Origin of the sequence: Reyranella sp., from assembly GCF_004297405.1 — a bacterium.
Classification (GTDB): Bacteria; Pseudomonadota; Alphaproteobacteria; order Reyranellales; family Reyranellaceae; genus Reyranella.
The window spans coordinates 127038-142888 of record NZ_SCVC01000012.1; the positions used below are offsets into that span (position 1 = coordinate 127038).

Genomic DNA, 15851 nt, shown 5'->3' on the forward strand with positions numbered 1-15851 from the left:
CCTAATGCTCCGCGCTCTCGGGCTGGGCGGCGCGATGTTTTTGGGAGTCGTGCTGGCTGATGGCTTCACCATCATCCTTGCGAAGCTCCATGAAGACGACCGACGATACGACCGTCAGGATACCCAATGCCAGAAAGGACTGCTGCACACCGTGGATCAGCGCATCGGGATGCGAATGCAGCTCCGGCGGCACGAAGAAGGCAGCGATGAGACCGGCGCCTGCGACGCCGAAGCTGATGGCCAGTTGCTGGCCAGTCGCGGCGATGGTGCTGGCACTACTGGTCTGCGAGGCGCTGACGTCGGCATACACCAGCGTGTTCATGCTGGTGTACTGCATCGAGGTGAAGAAACCGAGGATGAAGGCCTGCATGACGATCAGCCAGATCGGCGTGTGGGCACCCACCGTGGCGAACGACATGATCATGATGCCGACGATGATCGTGTTGCCGACCAGCACGTTACGGTAGCCGAGCTTTGCCAGGATCGTCGGCATGAAGGTCTTGAGCCCGATCGAGGCGATGGCCTGAGGCAGCACCAGTAGACCCGACTGGATCGGCGAGAAGCCAAGCCCGATCTGGTAGAGCAGCGGAAACAGGAAAGGGATACCGCCCAGGCCCAGGCGCGTGAAGAACCCGCCGCTCACCGCCGCGCGGAAGGTACGCAGCTTGAACAGGCCGAGGTTGAGCAGCGGAAAGGCAGTCAGGGTGGCTCGGATGCCGTACCCCGCCAGCAGAGCAAGCGCGATGCCCAGCAGTCCGAATATCTCCGCCAGGCTGAGCCTGTGGTCGCCGAAGACCTCCAGAACGTAGGAGAGAAGGGCGATGCCACCACCAAAAAGCACCAGTCCCACGACGTCGAGGGGATGGGTCTGCGTCTCGCGATAGTCCGGCAAATAGCGCTGCACGAAGTACAGGCCGAGCAGGCCTACCGGGATGTTCACGAAGAACACGATGCTCCAGTGGAGGTAGGCCACGATCAGGCCGCCCGCGACCGGGCCGATCATCGGGCCGACCAGGCTCGGGATGGCGACGAAGCTCATGGCGCGCACGAGATCGGCCTTTCCGAAGGTGCGCGCCAAGGTCATGCGGCCGACCGGCATCATCATCGCGCCGCCCACACCTTGTATGACGCGGCAGGCGACCAGCATTTCGATGCTGGTCGCGAGGCCGCACAGGATTGAGCCCACGGTGAAGAAGCCAATGGCCGAGGCGAAGACACGGCGGGTGCCGAAACGATCGGCCATCCAGCCGCTGATCGGAATGAAGACGGCAAGGCTCAGAGTGTAGCTCGCCAGCACCGCCTTCATATTGAGTGGCGTGACCTCCATCGCTCTGGCGATCGCTGGAACAGCGGTGTTCAGGATCGTCGTGTCGAGCGACTGCATGAAGAATGCGACGGCTACCAGCCAGGGCAGCAGCCGCTTTATGGAATCGCTGGGCAGAGCGGAAGAGGGGTCGGGCATCACCAATCGGGCACTACCGTCGGGCCGTCGCCGACGGGCGTAGCCGTCAACCGTATTACGCTCGCCCTATGGCGGAGTCATGTCGGCTTTGTCCCAGTCCTTGTCGGGATCGAACAGCGCGATGGCCGCCGCCCGCTCACTGGTTTTCGGGCCGAGATCGCGTTCGTACACCACACCGTCCTGGTTCACGATGAAGGTCATGACGCCGGTCTCGCCGTAGCTCACCGGCCAGGCGATGACGCCGAAGCCGCCGACCATGCGATTGTTGACGAGATAGTTGTAGGCTCCGCCTTGGGCCGCAGCCCCCTGACCGTAGAGCAGGCGGAAATGGTAGCCGAAATAGCCCTGCCCAGGCCCGTCGCCGGGTTGCGCCTTGGCCACGAGCGCGCCGAGCGGGCTCTGCGGTTCACCGGGTTTCGTGTCCCAGTAGAGTCCATTCTTCTCGCCGGGCGAGCTGAGCAGGCGCCGGGCATAGGTCGCGACCCCGACTTTCATCGGGTCGAGCGTCGCATAATCGTGCTGTGCGTCGACAATGGCGAGCAGGGTCTGGATGACGGTGATCTCATCGCGGCCGATTTCGCGAGCTTCAATCTCGGCCTTTCCCGCCACCACGTCGTAACGCCAGCCGCCAGCGTCCTTGACCAGCGGGATCGGCATGCTCCAGCCGGTCTTGCCCGCTTCGATGAGCGCCTTGTCGTCGCCCTGCATCACGACCTTGTGGTTTTCGTCCCAGGCAGCGAGGAAGCGGGCACGCACGTCGTCCTCGTGTGCGGTGTTGCCGGGGATCAGGTTGCGCCAGCCGGTGCCGAGGATCGCTTCGACCTTCTTGTCGTCGTTCTTGCGAATCGCCTCGGTGAGCGTGTCCGCGGCGACATCGGGAGTGGCGAAGCGTTCCTGCTTGTCGGTCTGCGCGGAGGCCACGCCCGCAAGCGACGCAACAAGCAACAGGGCAAGGCCCAGGCTCCCGAGGAGCATTCGGATGGACGCACTCATCGCCGGCCTCCTCTCGCTCCGCCACCGCCATGGAAGCCACCGCCTCCGCCATGGGCGCCACCGGATGGTCGTTGGAAGTTCGGATGCGAGTTGGCTCGCCCTTGCTGTGCACGGCCTCTCATCGCTTCACGATTAACCTGCTGGCCGCGATTGACACCGCTCAGCGCCGACGGCCTATCGCCGTGAGCGAAGTTGCCGCGGTTCTGGATCTGGGGATGCGTGCCGGCGTGTGGTCGATTGGCACCACCCTGCGGCAAGTGCGGCGCTTGGCCTGGCGTATGGGCCGGCGTGCGTCCGGCGAGCTGGCCGCGGAACTGCTGACGATCGGCGGCGCCGGCGGGCTTGTGCTGGCCGAACTGCTGGCGGGTCGCCGGATCGCGATAGGCGACGCCGCGGCGGTGGCCGGGATCGTGCTGCCAGCGGTTGTTGTTGTTGACGTAGCGGTTGCGGTCGAAGTGGTTGTCGATGTTCACCGCGCGATTGACGTTCACGTTGACGTAGGAGTTGCCACGACCCCAGTTCCAGCTCGAGAACATCGAACCGGCTGCCGCAATGCCGACGCCCCACAGCAGGCCGGTTGCCAGGGCCGCTCCATAGCCGTAGCCGGGAGGCGGCGGATAGTAGGTCGGCGGATAGGCGGGATAGGGCCACGCGCCGTAGGCCCATGACGGATTGTAGGAGGGAACATAGATGACTTCGGGATTGGCCGGCTCGATGACGATCGTGCGGTCGGCGCCCGAACCCTGGCTCGTCACAGTCTGCTGCTGGCCGCTCTTGAGATTACCGGCATCCGCCGCCTTGGCGCGCAGCCGCTGGATCGAGTCTGCAACATCCTGCTGCTGGGAAATCATTGCGTCGCCGAGCTTCTGCGTCCATTCGAGATGATCGCTGAGCTGCGTCAGCACGGAAGGGAAGGCCACCAGCGACTTCACGCTGACATCCCAGGTCTTGTCCTTCACAGCCGTGACGGCCGCATCGCCCTTCAGCGCCGGGTTTGCTTTCGACCAGCGAGCAGCCTCGACGATCTCCAGCGGATACCCCGTTGCCATCAGAACCTGCGACAGCAGCGAATCGGGATAGAGTGCAATCGGTGCGAGGATCTGGTCGAGTTCCTCGGGCTTCAATGTCTTCTTGTCATCCTGGGGCGCCGCAGGCGCGGGAGGAGAAGCCTGGGCAAAACAAGGCATGGAACTTAACGATCCGAGCGCGGATATCGCCAAGGCACCCAGCAGCAATTTACGCCGATCCATGTCTGTCTCCTGCGTCCAGAATTGCGGCTGCCGGTACACCCTAGGCTGGAGCTGGCATCAACGTCCAGATCACAAATGCATTTCTGCCGTTCACACCGGGTGATCGGGCGGGCGCGTACACCTATGCGCAATCCGAGATTTACCGGCAGCGACCGCCGGACGTAGAGTTCAACCTTGTTATCGACAAGGAGGGCGGCATGGCCGACGACGCGAACAACGGATCAAACCGGCGTAAGCTTCTGCTGGGTGGTACCGCCCTTTCAGTGCTGGGCACTGTGGGGCTTGTCGGGAAAGTACAACAGGCGCAAGCGCAGCAGCCGCCGGCCGGTGGGCGTCGCCTCAACATCCTCGTCATCTTCGGTGACGATGTCGGGCAATCGAACATCAGCGCCTATACGTTCGGCTTGATGGGCTACAAGACGCCGAACATCGATCGTCTCGCTAAAGAAGGCGCGATGTTCACCGACTATTATGCCGAGCAGAGCTGCACAGCAGGTCGCTCGACCTTCATTACGGGGCAATGCACCCTGCGCACAGGTCTCAGCAAGGTTGGTGTGCCGGGCGCCACCGAGGGTCTGCAGGCACGCGATGTGACCATCGCCGAAATTCTGAAACCGATGGGCTACGCGACTGGCCAGTTCGGCAAGAACCATCTCGGCGATCGTGACGAGTTTTTGCCGACCAACCACGGTTTCGACGAGTTCTTCGGTAATCTCTACCATCTCAACGCCGAAGAAGAGCCGGAGCAGCGCACCTATCCGAAGGATCCGGAGTTCCGCAAGAAGTATGGGCCGCGCGGTGTCATCCGCTCCTATGCCGATGGCCGTATTCAGGATACCGGCCCGCTCACCAAGAAGCGCATGGAGACGATCGACGACGAGACGTCGGCCGCCGCCATGGATTTCATGGATCGGCAGGTGAAGGCCAACAAGCCGTTCTTCTGCTGGTTCAACTCCACACGCATGCATTTCCGCACGCACGTGAAAGAGGATCGGCGCAGCCCGGCCGGCCTTACGGCCCTCACGGAGTATGCCGATGGCATGGTCGAGCATGACGGCCATGTCGGCCAAGTCCTGAAGAAGCTCGACGATCTCGGTATCGCCAACGACACGCTGGTGATCTACACGACCGATAACGGCCCGCACGCCAACTCCTGGCCGGATGGTGCCACGACGCCTTTCCGTAGTGAGAAGAACACCAACTGGGAGGGTGCCTTTCGCGTGCCTTGTTTCATCCGCTGGCCGGGCCAGGTTCAACCTGGAACCGTCTTCAACGGGATCGTGAGCGGGCTCGACTGGTTCCCCACGCTGGTGGCTGCGGCCGGCGATCCCGGCATCAAGGACAAGCTGCTGAAAGGCTTTCAGACCGGCGGCAAGACCTACAAAGTCCATCTCGACGGTTACAACCAGATTCCTTATCTGACGGCCAAGGAGCCGAACAGCGCCCGTAAGGAATTCGTCTACTTCAACGACGATGGCGACCTTGTCGGCTTGCGCTATGAAAACTGGAAGATCGTCTTCGAGGAGCAACGCGCTCCTGGAACGATGCGGGTGTGGGCAGAGCCGTTCACCAAGCTGCGCTTGCCGAAGCTGTTCGATCTTCGTGCCGACCCCTACGAGCGGGCGGACATCACCTCGAACACCTATTACGACTGGTTCGTCTCTCAACCTTACGTCATCTTTGCGGCGCAAGAGGTGGTCGGCAAGTTCCTGGCGACGTTCAAGGAGTATCCGCCCAGTCAGCGAGCCTCGAGCTTCTCGATCGACCAGATCGTGGAGGGCATGCAGAAATCGCTGAGCTCGATGCACAAATAGGAGCGGAGCTTTGCTGCGAGCGGTAATCTTCAGTGTCCTGTTGCTGGGTATGGCCGGCAACGTCTCAGCTCAAACGCTACCCTCGCCGCAACTCGCGAACCCTGCCTCGGTGCGTTGTGCCGAGCAGGGCGGGACGCTCAAGATCGAAAAGCGTCCCGATGGCGGTCAGTACGGCGTCTGCGTCTTCGTCGACAATTACCAGTGCGAGGAGTGGGCCTTGTTTCGAGGCGAATGTCCTAAAGGTGGATTGCGCGTGACCGGCTATGTGACGCCCGCTGGCCGGTTCTGCGCCATCACCGGCGGCCGCTACACCGTGTCGTCGCCGCCGACCGCAGCCGTTGAAAAGGGCGTGTGCTCTCTGCCTGGCGGTAAGTCCTGCGACGCCGACGCCTACTTTGCCGGGACGTGTTCACGATGAGCGCGCGCGAGCAGGTCGCTGAGATCGAACGCCGCGTGAACGCATCGGTCATCGGCCAGGAAAGGGTGGTCGAACGGCTGGTGATCGCTCTGCTGGCCAACGGCAACGTGTTGATCGAAGGATTGCCGGGGCTCGCCAAGACGCGCGCGATCAAGAGCCTGTCGAAGGCCTTGGAGTCGGAGTTCAGCCGCATCCAGTTCACGCCCGACCTGCTGCCGTCCGACGTGACGGGTGGCGAGATCTATCTCAGCCAGGGAGCAGGGGCGGGTACCTTCCAGTTCCGCCAGGGACCGGTGTTCGGCAACCTGGTGCTGGCTGACGAGATCAACCGCGCACCGGCCAAGGTCCAGTCGGCGCTGCTGGAAGCGATGGAAGAGCGCCAGGTCACGGTTTCAGGCAAGCGCTACAAGCTGCCCGACCTGTTCATGGTGCTGGCGACCCAGAACCCGATCGAGCAGGAAGGCACCTATCCATTGCCCGAAGCGCAGATGGATCGCTTTCTGATGCATATCCGCATCGACTATCCGAATGACGCCGACGAAGTGAAGGTGCTGCAGCTCGTGCGCGGCGAGGAGGCGCAAGGTGCGCAGGCTGCCACGCCACCACCTGTGGCACAGAAGGAGATCTTCGCGGCCCGCAGCGAGATCGATCGCGTGAAGAGCGTCGCGGCTGTCGAGACCTACATCGTGGCGTTGATTGCCGCGACCCGCCGGCCGTCAGAATATGGCGACCAGCTCAAGGACTGGATTTCGATCGGCGCCAGTCCGCGCGGTTCGCTGGCGCTGGATCGCTGTTCGCGTGTCCATGCCTGGTTGAAGGGGCGCGATCATGTCCTGCCGGAGGATGTACGCGCGGTGGCGCACGACTGCCTGCGCCATCGGCTGACGCTCTCCTACGAAGCGGCCGCTGCAGGCGTCGGCAAGGATGGCGTCGTCGACGAGATCCTGAAGCAGGTGGCCGTCGCGGCGTGACGCGAGAGGAGGGCGGATGACCGAGGCGCGCGCCTATGTGACCCTCGACGAGCTGCTGCACCTGCGCCATCGCGCCAAAGGTTTCAGCTTCCTGCCGCGCCAGCCGGTGCACAGCCTGTTGACCGGCCGCCATGCCTCGCGACTGCGTGGTCGTGGCCTCGATTTCGAGGAGCTGCGCCACTATGCCGAGGGCGACGATACGCGGGCCATGGATTGGGCTGCGACCGCCCGGCTCGGGACGCCGCATCTTCGCGTTTACACCGAGGAACGCGACCGCAATGTCCTGCTGTTGGTCGATCAACGGCAATCGATGTTCTTTGGCAGCCGGCTCGCCATGAAATCCGTCGTTGCCGCCGAAGCGGCGGCCCTCTCGGCCTTTCGCGTCGCGTCGCTGGGCGACAGGATCGGCGCCATCGTCTTTTCGGAAGCTGGGGGCGTGGTCGAGATCAAGCCGCAGGCGCGCGAGGCGGGTGTGCAGAGAATCCTGGCCGAGGTGGTGCGCCACAACCGTTTGCTGTCAGCGGCGACGGAGAAGCCATCCGATCCTGCGCTGCTCAACGAAGCGCTGCGTCGCGCGGTCCTTCTTGCTCATCATGATTGGCTGATCGTCCTGATTTCCGATACGACGGGGGCCGATGCCGAAAGCGTGAAGCAGGTAACGCGCCTCACCGCGCACAACGATGCGCTCTCCGTGTTCATCTCGGACCCCTTGGAAGCCGAACTGCCGGATATCGGGAACGCCGTCCTGGCCGATGGCAGCCATCAGATCGAAGTCGATCTTTCGGCTCGTGACCTGCGCCGACAGTTTGCGGCAGGCTTTGCCGAACGCCGGACCAATGCCGCCCGCTTCTCGCTTCAAAGGGCCATTCCAGTACTGCCCCTGGTCACCGGCCGAGACGTATCCGATCAGTTCCGCGAACAACTCGGCCGGCGGCTTTCGCGCCGTCCGGCGGCCTGAGCGACGGCCATGAGCGATCCGGCCGATCTTTCCAACCTGCGCGACATCGTCATGCCGCCCGAGGTGGCTCTGTGGCCGCCGGCTCCGGGTTGGTGGATTCTGTTGGCCGGCGCTGTTGCCATGGCGGTGATCTTCGCAGGCATGATCATCGCCCGGTACCGACGCAACGCCTATCGACGGGCCGCTCTCGCTGCCCTCGATAACGCCGAGCCGGGCGATATCTCCACCATCCTGAAACGAGCGGCACTGGCCGCCTGGCCACGCACCGAAGTCGCCTCGCTGACGGGCACCGACTGGCTCGCCTTTCTCGACCGTACCGCGCGCACCAATGTGTTCACCCAAGGTGCCGGTCGTGATCTCGAAGCCATGGCGTTTGGGGGTGCCGGCGACAAGCAGGCGGTGCTGACGGCGGCGCGCAGCTGGGTCAGGCGGCACCGATGCTGACCTTCGCTGAACCGTGGTTCGCCCTTCTCCTGCCTTTGCCGGCGCTGGTCTGGTGGCTGCTGCCAGCGTACGGGGAGAGCAGGCTTGGTGTGCGTGTCCCGTTCTTCGCGCGGCTCGTCTCCGTCACCGGCTTGCAGCCGCGCGAAGGTGTCGTGACGCGTCAGCGTGGCTTCTGGCGGACGCTGAGTTTGGTGCTGTGCTGGGTGCTCGCGCTTCTGGCGCTGATGTGGCCGCAATGGCTCGAGCCACCGATCCATCGGGAAAAGCCGGCGCGAGATTTGTTGTTGCTGGTCGACCTCTCGGGTTCGATGGATACCAAGGACTTCACCGATGCGTCCGGCACTAAGGTCGATCGCCTGACGGCCGCGAAGCAGGTGCTCGACGACTTCCTGGCCAAGCGCCAAGGCGACCGGGTGGGCGTCGTGGTGTTCGGTAACTCGGCCTTCACGCTGGTGCCCTTCACGACCGACCTCAAGCTGGCGCGAGCGTTGCTGCAGGAGATGCAGGTCGGCATGGCCGGTCCGCGCACTGTCCTGGGGGACGCGATCGGGCTCGGCATCAACCTGTTCGCCCGTTCGACGGCGCCGGCCAAGACCATGATCGCCCTGACCGACGGCAACGACACGGCCAGCAGCGTGCCGCCCGCTGAAGCGGCGCGCATCGCCCATGACAAGAAGATCGTGATCCATACCGTGGCGATCGGCGATCCGACGGCCGCGGGAGAGGAGAAGCTCGACGAAGCGGCGCTGAAGGATATCGCCAGTGCGACTGGCGGCGGCTTCTATCGCGCTCTCGACCGGGCCGAACTGGAGGGCATCTACACGCGGCTCGATCAGGTCGAGACGCGCAAGGTCGACATCGTGACCTATCAGCCGCGCAGCGATCTCTACTGGATGCCACTGCTTGCCATGATCGTGCTGGCGTTGCTGTCGCAGGCGCTGATGGTTATGCCCTGGCCGCGATGGGGCCGTACGCCGAAGGTGGCATCGTGACCGCCTTCTTCGAGAACTTTCACCTGCTGCGTCCCTGGGCGTTGCTGCTCCTCCTCCTGGCAGTGGCTCTGTGGTGGGCGAGCCATCGGGCCAGCGACACGATGCGGCGGTGGCGACAGGTGATCGATCCTGAGTTGCTGAAGCATCTCACTGTTGGCGACAGGGCACGCCGGGCCTTGCGCCCGCATCATCTGCTGCTGGTTGGAGCGATCGTGGCGATCTTCGCTGTCGCGGGGCCAACCTGGCAGCGCCAGCCGTCGCCTTTTGCCGAGCAAGCGGCACCGGCGATGATCGTCCTCAAGGTGACGCCGTCGATGATGACGCCCGACCTGGCGCCGACGCGGCTCGATCGTGCCCGTCAGAAGATCGCCGATTTGCTCAAGCTCCGCGACGGCATGCCGGCCGGCCTCATCGCCTACAGCGGCTCCGCCCATCTCGTGTTGCCGCCGACACCCGATCGCGACGTGGTGACCGGCATGGCCGCGGCGCTGTCTCCGGCAATCATGCCGCGAGAGGGTGACAGTCTGGCCGATGCCGTGAAGCTCGCGACCCAGGTACTGCGCGATGGCGGGCAGGGCGGTTCGATCCTGGTCGTCGCCGACAATGTCGCGCCGGGACAGGCGGTGGTGTTGAAGCCGCTCGCCGGAGGCCCACCGGTGATCCTGTTTGCCGTGGCGCCGCCGCAGTTCGTTGCCGCCGACGCCAGCCTAGCGGCCGCTGTATCGGCGCTCGACGCCCGCGAAGTCGTCGCCACCGTGGACAATCAGGACGTGACGACGATCGCGCGCCGGTTGGCGGATGCGCCCGGCGCCTCGGTGGCGGCCGGTGAAGTCGTCCGCTGGCAGGAAGCAGGATGGTGGCTGACGCCGCTCATCGCGCTTCTTGTATTGCTCTGGTTTCGGCGCGGCTGGGTCATCGCGACATGAAGCGGTCGGGCACTCTCCTCACCGCAGTGATGGCGCTCGTCGTCGCCGCCCTGGCAATTGGCGCCTGGCAGATCGGTTGGGCCGATCTCTGGATGACGCCGGACCAGCGCGGCCGTCGACTGATGGCCGAGCAGAACTATCGGGGCGCCGCCAGCGCCTTCGCAAATCCCATGTGGGCGGGCGTCGCGCGCTTTCGGGCCGGTGAATTCAAGGAAGCCGCCGAGACCTTCGGTGGCCTGGGCACCGCGGCGGCGGCTTACGATCAGGGAAACGCGCTGGTGATGCTGGGCAAGTATGACGATGCCGTCGCCCGCTACGATCGCGCCCTCGTTTTGCGGCCCGGCTGGGCCGATGCCGAAGCAAACCGCACCTTGGCCAAGCTCCGGGCGGAGAGGATGCGGCAGAAGGGCGGCGATGCCGGTGACCAGCGTGAGGGCGCCGACCAGATCGTCTACGACAAAGACAAGAAGGACGAGCAGGGGCAAAAGACGGATGTGACGGGCGCGGTGATGACTGACGAGGCGTCCCGCGCCGTATGGCTGAAACGCCTGCAGAGCCGACCCGCCGACTTCCTGAAAGCCCGCTTCGTCAGCCAGCTCGAGAGCAAGACGCCATGAGAGCGCTGCTCCTTCTCATGGCCCTGTTGCTGCCGATGCCGGCCTTGGCTCAGACCGAGGGAGTGATCGTGCGGACCACGGTCAAGCCGGAGCAAGGTGCGGTGCTCGGCCAGCATGTCAGCGTCTTCGTGGACGTGCTGTTTCCCGGCGAGATGCCACGGCCGCCGCAGGTCGCCCTGGGTGAGATGCCGGGCGCGCAGATCGTGCGTTACGAAACGCAGGCGACGACGATGAGCGACACGATCGACGGCAAGACCTATACCGGCCAGCGTTTCGAATTCGCCCTTTATGCGCGGCGCGGCGGCCGGCTTGCGATACCCGCGGCGACAGTGACGTTGCTGACTAGCAACGGTGATGTCGCAGGCCATGTCCAGGGCAAGGCGACTGATGTGCAGATCGCTGTCCCGCCGGGCGTCGATCCCTCGCGGCCCGTCGTCGCCACGGACTCACTCACGCTCGACGAGCAATGGCAGCCCGCGCCGTCGAGTCCCTTCAAGGCAGGCGATGCCATCGTACGTACGATCACCCGTGCCGCCGCCGACGTGCCGGGTATGGCGATGCTCGATCTCTTGTTCACGGCGCCGCCGGGCGTACGTGTCTATGTCGATCCGCCTCAGAGCGACGATCAGATCAGTCGCGGGGTCGTTACCGGCCGGCGGACCGACCGTGTGACCTACGTGTTCGAGGTCGATGGATCATTCGTGATCCCGGAGTTGGTGCAACCCTGGTGGGACCTGTCCGCGAACCGCCTTCGGCGTGCAGTAGGTGGGGGTGCCACGATCGCGGTAACAGCGGCGCCGGTTACGGTATCGCCCTTGGAGCGCACTGGACGCTGGATATTCGCTGCCGTCACTGCATTGGGAATGGTGACGCTCGCAATATGGATCTGGCCGCGCATCGCGAGGTGGCGGGCCACCCGTCACGCCCACTGGCTGGCCTCTGAGGCGAAGGCCTTTGGCGATCTCAAGGCCTCCTGTCGGCAAAATAAGCCGGAGATCACCTATGGCGCATTTGTCGTGTGGCGGCGGCGTCTGCCGCGGCCGGCGGATGGCGCGGCGCTCGCCGAGGAGATCGAAGCCGTGCTGTTTGCCGGTGCGCCCTGGTCGCTCAACCGGGCCGAAGCGTTTGCCAAGAAGGCTGAGAGGCTGCGCCATACGGCGATCCGGCAGAGGCAGGTAGGCGTCTTGCCACCACTCAATCCAGCGATGTCTTGGCGGGATTGAAAGTCGTCGAAAGCACAGGCCTATCCGGAAGATGACTGTTTGGCTTCCGTCCGCCCTCGACTGCCCGAAGCGGGCGCCATCAGGGATGCTGCCAGCCGCGCCGACAGCACAACCGCACGGCCAACCAGCATGCCTGCGCAGCTCGTTGCGAGGAGTGCGGCGCCAAGCTGAAGGCTTTCGAGGGCAGGAGTCATGACTGCGCCTACGATTTCGGCAGCGACAGCGATGGCGAGGACAATGGGGATCCAGAGCAGCGCGCGCTTGGCGGCGGAGCGCTCCTGCAACATCGACATGTAGAGGTCGACGCGCAGCATCGTCATGAAGCCGCGGACAGCGCCGATCGACAATCCTGCGAGTAGTGCTGCCTCGAAGACCCAGGGAGGTCGGTGGGCGACGACCTGGAGCAGGAACATGCCGCTGGCCACGAGCGTCGCCAGTGCGGCAGGCACAAACAAGCGCCAGATCGACACGTAGCGGCGTCGGATCTCGCGAAGCGCGAAGTACACACAGCCGCTCGCCCCCAATGCGAGCAGCAGGTGGACCAGAGTCAGATTGTAGATCATTTCCCGTTGAACACCCGACGGCACACTAGCCGCTGCCGTCGCGTCGGGCGAGCGCGTTACGCCCTGCTAATCGCCGCAGCCGTCTTTCTAGAGGATGCGGGTGGGTTACAATATCCTTACGGATGCGGCCCCCACGGCGCTGCGTTCAACAGTTTCACTTCCTGACTCATCACCAGCGGCCGGAACTTGACGGCGAAGCCGTCCATGAAGGCGGGGTCGGAGAAGACCGCCGCCCAGTGGCTGCGCCGATGAGCATCGTCGTTGAACTTCCAGAGATGAACGAGCTGATTGATGGTGCCCGTGTCGCCCTGGAAATAGCCGACAAGATTCTTGGCATGCCCACCCTTGTCGAGCGCCGGGAAACCGAACTCCTGATAGAGCTTCACCGCTTCACCCATCTTGCCGACGTAAAGCGTGTAGGTCCTGAGCTCGTAGAGTGACATTTCGATCTCCCGTGGTGTTGTTGGCGGTCAGGATGACAAGGACGCGCGTTACGCTCTAGGCTTGTTTCCATGGATGTCGAACTCAGCCGTGATGCGAAACAGGTCGTTGGCGACTGGCTGGAAGGCCTGAACGCCGCTCTCGAGGCGAAGGACGCTGCCGCTGTCGGCGCCCTGTTCCGGAGCGATTGCGATTGGCGCGATATCGTGGCGCTCACCTGGACCATCGAAACGGTGAGCGATCGCGAGCCGGTCGCGCGGCGCCTCGTCGAGGCAGCGGCCGCCATGGGCGCTCGCAACTTTGCCGTCGATCCTGAGCGCCATCCGCCGCGCGACGTCGAGCGTGCTAGCGAGACCTGCGTCGAGGCAATTCTTACTTTCGAGACAAAAATAGGCCGTGGCGCCGGGATCGTTCGGCTGAAGCGCAGCGACTGTCGCGCCGGTTCCGCCGTGGCCTGGACCTTGATGACCGCGCTCGACGAGCTCGCCGGCTACGAGGAAGAGGTGATCCTCGAAGCCTCGGAAGAACCTGCCTTCGAGCGCGATTTCCATGGCCCCAACTGGCTCGACCGTCGGCAGCAGTCGTCGCGCTACGAAGATCGCGACCCCGTGGTGCTGATCGTGGGCGGTGGCCATGCCGGCGTCACAGCGGCGGCGCGCTTCAAGGCGCTGGGTATCGATGCGCTGGTCGTCGACCGCATGGCGCGCATCGGCGACAACTGGCGCAAGCGCTATCACGGGCTGAAGCTGCATAATCAGAAGCACAGCAATCACTTCCCGTATCTGCCGTTTCCCAGGACCTGGCCGAAGTACATCCCCAAGGACAAGATCGCGAACTGGATCGAGTCCTACGTCGAGACCATGGAAATCGACTTCTGGACGCGCACGACCTTCCAGGGCGCGACTTGGGACGCAGCCAAGAAGCGTTGGACGGCGCAACTAGCCCTCGATGTCGCCGACGGTGTGGGACGTACGCTCCATCCGCGCCATATCGTGATGGCGACCAGCGTCAGCGGCACGCCGAACCTGCCCAACATCCCGACCCTCGACCGCTTTAGGGGGCCGGTTGTTCATTCGAGCAAGTTCACCGACGGTGCGGCGTGGCGGGACAAGAACGTCTATGTGTTCGGCACGGGGACCAGCGCACATGACATTGCGCAGGATCTGCACGGCAATGGCGCTCATACGACCATCGTGCAGCGCAGCCCGACCCTGATCACCAATGTCGAGCCCAGCGCGCAGCTCTACGACGGCGTCTATTATGGCAAGGGTCCGGCCTATGAAGATCGCGACCTGATCAATGTCTCGGTGCCGCTGCGCATGATGAAGGTGGCGCACAAGATCCTGACCGACGAATCGCGCCGGCACGATGCCGCGCTGCTCGAGGGGTTGGAGAAGGTGGGCTTCAAACTGGAGTTTGGTGAAGGCGGCACCGGCTGGCCGCTGAAGTACCGTTCCAGAGGCGGCGGCTATTATTTCAATGTCGGCGCCTCTGATCTTGTCGCGCGCGGTGAGGTCGGACTCATCCAGTATGCCGATATCGCCGAGTTCACGCCGACCGGGATGAAGATGAACGACGGGAGCGAAAGTCCCGCCGATCTGCTGGTGCTGGCCACCGGCTACAAGGGCCAGGATCACCTGGTCGGGCAATTGTTCGGTCCGGAGATCGCCGAGAAAGTCGGCCCGGTCTGGGGCTTCGACCCGGCCACGCAGGAGCTGAACAACATGTGGGTGCCGACGGCGCAGCCCGGCCTCTGGTTCACCGGGGGCTCCTTCGCGCAGTGCCGCATGTATTCCAAGTATCTTGCGCTGCAGATCAAGGCGCAGGAAGCGGGGCTGGCGCCTCGATAGGTGGAGAGGTGATGCAACAGGTCGCCACAGGCTACGGCCTGATCGAGGGTCCCGTCTGGGATCCGGCCCAGGGCCTCTATTTCAGCGACGTCATCAACGGCGGGGTTTACCTGTTGGATCGCGCCGGCGCGGTGACCCAGGTCGTGCCAAAACGGCGTGGCATCGGCGGCATGGCACTGCATGAGAAGGGTGGGCTGGTCGTGGGCGGGCGCGACATCGCGCACGTCTCGCTGGCTAAGGAGGGCACGAAGACGCTGCTGGCGCTCGACGCCATCCCCGGCGCCACCGGCTTCAACGATCTCACGACCGACAAAGCTGGACGCATCTACGTGGGTTCGCTGGCCTTCAAGGTACTCGGCGGCGAAAGGCCGAAGCCTGGGCATCTGCACCTGATCGACGTGGATGGCTCGATGCGGACCGTGTCCGACGGCGTGCTGCTGACCAATGGGTTGGGCTTCTCACCCGACGGGAAGCGCCTCTATCACAGCGACGCGCGTGCCGGGATCGTCCGTGTGTACGACGTGGTGGCAGATGGTGGCGTCGGGCCATGGCGGCAATTCGCCTCGATGGGCGACGGCGGCGTTCCCGACGGATTGAAGGTGGCAGGTGACGGTTCGGTCTGGGTCGCGGATGCCCATGGCGGCCGCGTCGCGGTCTTCGATGCCGACGGCGCCCATCGCCAGGATCTCCACGTGCCTCTGCCGATGGTCACCAGCGTCTGCTTTGGCGGCGATGACCTGCGCGACCTCTATGTCGTCACGGGTTCTCGTGGCGGCCCGAGCGAGAATTGCGGCAGCATCTTCCGGACGAGGGTCGACGTTGCGGGCTTGGCGCTGCCGCCAGCCAGGATTACGCTGGCGCCTTAACGGGAAATTCATCGGCTGCGTGCGTGCCGCGTTCTGGCTTTCTGCGAGAGCGCGGTGCTTCAA

At 64.2% G+C, this 15851-nt stretch carries 16 protein-coding genes; 11 read left to right on the top strand and 5 right to left on the bottom strand.

What is annotated here, in order from left to right; genetic code table 11:
* Position 1: 1 nt before the first annotated feature.
* The 3 genes from EPO50_RS10380 to EPO50_RS10390 all read right to left on the bottom strand — a co-directional run bounded on the left by EPO50_RS10380 (position 2) and on the right by EPO50_RS10390 (position 3705).
* Complete coding sequence (locus tag EPO50_RS10380) at positions 2–1462, bottom strand: MFS transporter (protein WP_296343624.1); 1461 nt, start codon at positions 1460–1462, stop codon at positions 2–4.
* A 66-nt stretch (positions 1463–1528) separates the two neighbouring features.
* Positions 1529–2455: a DUF2950 domain-containing protein gene (locus EPO50_RS10385; RefSeq protein ID WP_296343626.1), complete on the bottom strand. Its 927-nt coding sequence runs from the start codon at positions 2453–2455 to the stop codon at positions 1529–1531.
* Positions 2452–3705, bottom strand: coding sequence for a DUF3300 domain-containing protein (locus EPO50_RS10390; RefSeq protein WP_296343628.1), 1254 nt, complete (start codon positions 3703–3705; stop codon positions 2452–2454). Before EPO50_RS10390 ends, EPO50_RS10385 begins: the two co-directional genes overlap by 4 nt.
* A gap of 197 nt (positions 3706–3902) precedes the next feature.
* On the opposite strand from EPO50_RS10390, the gene EPO50_RS10395 reads away from it, so the two are divergent.
* From EPO50_RS10395 to EPO50_RS10435, 9 genes are read left to right on the top strand one after another with little or no spacing between them, the layout of a single operon-like run.
* Positions 3903–5519, top strand: a complete 1617-nt coding sequence (locus tag EPO50_RS10395) for an arylsulfatase (RefSeq protein WP_296343630.1) — start codon at positions 3903–3905, stop codon at positions 5517–5519.
* A 10-nt stretch (positions 5520–5529) separates the two neighbouring features.
* Positions 5530–5937, top strand: a complete 408-nt coding sequence (locus EPO50_RS10400; protein ID WP_296343632.1) for a DUF333 domain-containing protein — start codon at positions 5530–5532, stop codon at positions 5935–5937.
* On the top strand, positions 5934–6908 hold the full coding sequence (locus EPO50_RS10405) for a MoxR family ATPase (protein ID WP_296343633.1): 975 nt from the start codon (positions 5934–5936) through the stop codon (positions 6906–6908). The genes EPO50_RS10400 and EPO50_RS10405 overlap by 4 nt, the downstream gene beginning before the upstream one ends.
* A 16-nt stretch (positions 6909–6924) precedes the next feature.
* Entirely contained in the window at positions 6925–7866 is a 942-nt protein-coding gene (locus tag EPO50_RS10410) for a DUF58 domain-containing protein (RefSeq protein ID WP_296343635.1), read from the top strand.
* A gap of 9 nt (positions 7867–7875) precedes the next feature.
* Entirely contained in the window at positions 7876–8310 is a 435-nt protein-coding gene (locus EPO50_RS10415; RefSeq protein WP_296343637.1) for a DUF4381 domain-containing protein, read from the top strand.
* On the top strand, positions 8304–9302 hold the full coding sequence (locus EPO50_RS10420) for a VWA domain-containing protein (protein ID WP_296343639.1): 999 nt from the start codon (positions 8304–8306) through the stop codon (positions 9300–9302). Before EPO50_RS10415 ends, EPO50_RS10420 begins: the two co-directional genes overlap by 7 nt.
* Complete coding sequence (locus EPO50_RS10425) at positions 9272–10228, top strand: VWA domain-containing protein (RefSeq protein WP_296343641.1); 957 nt, start codon at positions 9272–9274, stop codon at positions 10226–10228. The genes EPO50_RS10420 and EPO50_RS10425 overlap by 31 nt, the downstream gene beginning before the upstream one ends.
* On the top strand, positions 10225–10845 hold the full coding sequence (locus tag EPO50_RS10430) for a hypothetical protein (RefSeq protein WP_296343643.1): 621 nt from the start codon (positions 10225–10227) through the stop codon (positions 10843–10845). Before EPO50_RS10425 ends, EPO50_RS10430 begins: the two co-directional genes overlap by 4 nt.
* The gene (locus EPO50_RS10435; RefSeq protein WP_296343644.1) at positions 10842–12068 is read left to right on the top strand and encodes a hypothetical protein; all 1227 of its coding nucleotides are present in this window, start codon (positions 10842–10844) and stop codon (positions 12066–12068) included. The genes EPO50_RS10430 and EPO50_RS10435 overlap by 4 nt, the downstream gene beginning before the upstream one ends.
* A 20-nt stretch (positions 12069–12088) precedes the next feature.
* On the opposite strand, the gene EPO50_RS10440 is transcribed toward EPO50_RS10435, so the two are convergent.
* Both EPO50_RS10440 and EPO50_RS10445 read right to left on the bottom strand, forming a co-directional pair.
* Positions 12089–12631 (bottom strand): hypothetical protein, encoded by a 543-nt coding sequence (locus EPO50_RS10440; protein WP_296343646.1) that lies wholly within the window; start codon positions 12629–12631, stop codon positions 12089–12091.
* 116 nt (positions 12632–12747) lie between these two features.
* Positions 12748–13074, bottom strand: coding sequence for an NIPSNAP family protein (locus EPO50_RS10445; RefSeq protein ID WP_296343648.1), 327 nt, complete (start codon positions 13072–13074; stop codon positions 12748–12750).
* 69 nt (positions 13075–13143) lie between these two features.
* Here EPO50_RS10445 and EPO50_RS10450 point away from each other — a divergent pair, with 69 nt between their 5' ends.
* A complete protein-coding gene (locus EPO50_RS10450) occupies positions 13144–14922 on the top strand; it encodes an NAD(P)/FAD-dependent oxidoreductase (protein ID WP_296343649.1) in 1779 nt (592 codons plus the stop codon).
* 11 nt (positions 14923–14933) lie between these two features.
* The gene (locus EPO50_RS10455; protein WP_296343651.1) at positions 14934–15788 is read left to right on the top strand and encodes an SMP-30/gluconolactonase/LRE family protein; all 855 of its coding nucleotides are present in this window, start codon (positions 14934–14936) and stop codon (positions 15786–15788) included.
* Positions 15789–15851 lie beyond the last annotated feature (63 nt).

Excerpts from the sequence above, each read along its gene's own strand:
- EPO50_RS10445 (WP_296343648.1), bottom strand. The coding sequence starts at position 13,074 with ATGTCACTCTACGAGCTCAGGACCTACACGCTTTACGTCGGCAAGATG.
- EPO50_RS10450 (WP_296343649.1), top strand. The coding sequence starts at position 13,144 with ATGGATGTCGAACTCAGCCGTGATGCGAAACAGGTCGTTGGCGACTGG.
- EPO50_RS10455 (WP_296343651.1), top strand. The coding sequence starts at position 14,934 with ATGCAACAGGTCGCCACAGGCTACGGCCTGATCGAGGGTCCCGTCTGG.
- EPO50_RS10425 (WP_296343641.1), top strand. The coding sequence starts at position 9,272 with ATGGGGCCGTACGCCGAAGGTGGCATCGTGACCGCCTTCTTCGAGAAC.
- EPO50_RS10405 (WP_296343633.1), top strand. The coding sequence starts at position 5,934 with ATGAGCGCGCGCGAGCAGGTCGCTGAGATCGAACGCCGCGTGAACGCA.
- EPO50_RS10395 (WP_296343630.1), top strand. The coding sequence starts at position 3,903 with ATGGCCGACGACGCGAACAACGGATCAAACCGGCGTAAGCTTCTGCTG.
- EPO50_RS10410 (WP_296343635.1), top strand. The coding sequence starts at position 6,925 with ATGACCGAGGCGCGCGCCTATGTGACCCTCGACGAGCTGCTGCACCTG.
- EPO50_RS10430 (WP_296343643.1), top strand. The coding sequence starts at position 10,225 with ATGAAGCGGTCGGGCACTCTCCTCACCGCAGTGATGGCGCTCGTCGTC.
- EPO50_RS10380 (WP_296343624.1), bottom strand. The coding sequence starts at position 1,462 with ATGCCCGACCCCTCTTCCGCTCTGCCCAGCGATTCCATAAAGCGGCTG.
- EPO50_RS10415 (WP_296343637.1), top strand. The coding sequence starts at position 7,876 with ATGAGCGATCCGGCCGATCTTTCCAACCTGCGCGACATCGTCATGCCG.
- EPO50_RS10420 (WP_296343639.1), top strand. The coding sequence starts at position 8,304 with ATGCTGACCTTCGCTGAACCGTGGTTCGCCCTTCTCCTGCCTTTGCCG.
- EPO50_RS10435 (WP_296343644.1), top strand. The coding sequence starts at position 10,842 with ATGAGAGCGCTGCTCCTTCTCATGGCCCTGTTGCTGCCGATGCCGGCC.
- EPO50_RS10440 (WP_296343646.1), bottom strand. The coding sequence starts at position 12,631 with ATGATCTACAATCTGACTCTGGTCCACCTGCTGCTCGCATTGGGGGCG.
- EPO50_RS10385 (WP_296343626.1), bottom strand. The coding sequence starts at position 2,455 with ATGAGTGCGTCCATCCGAATGCTCCTCGGGAGCCTGGGCCTTGCCCTG.
- EPO50_RS10390 (WP_296343628.1), bottom strand. The coding sequence starts at position 3,705 with ATGGATCGGCGTAAATTGCTGCTGGGTGCCTTGGCGATATCCGCGCTC.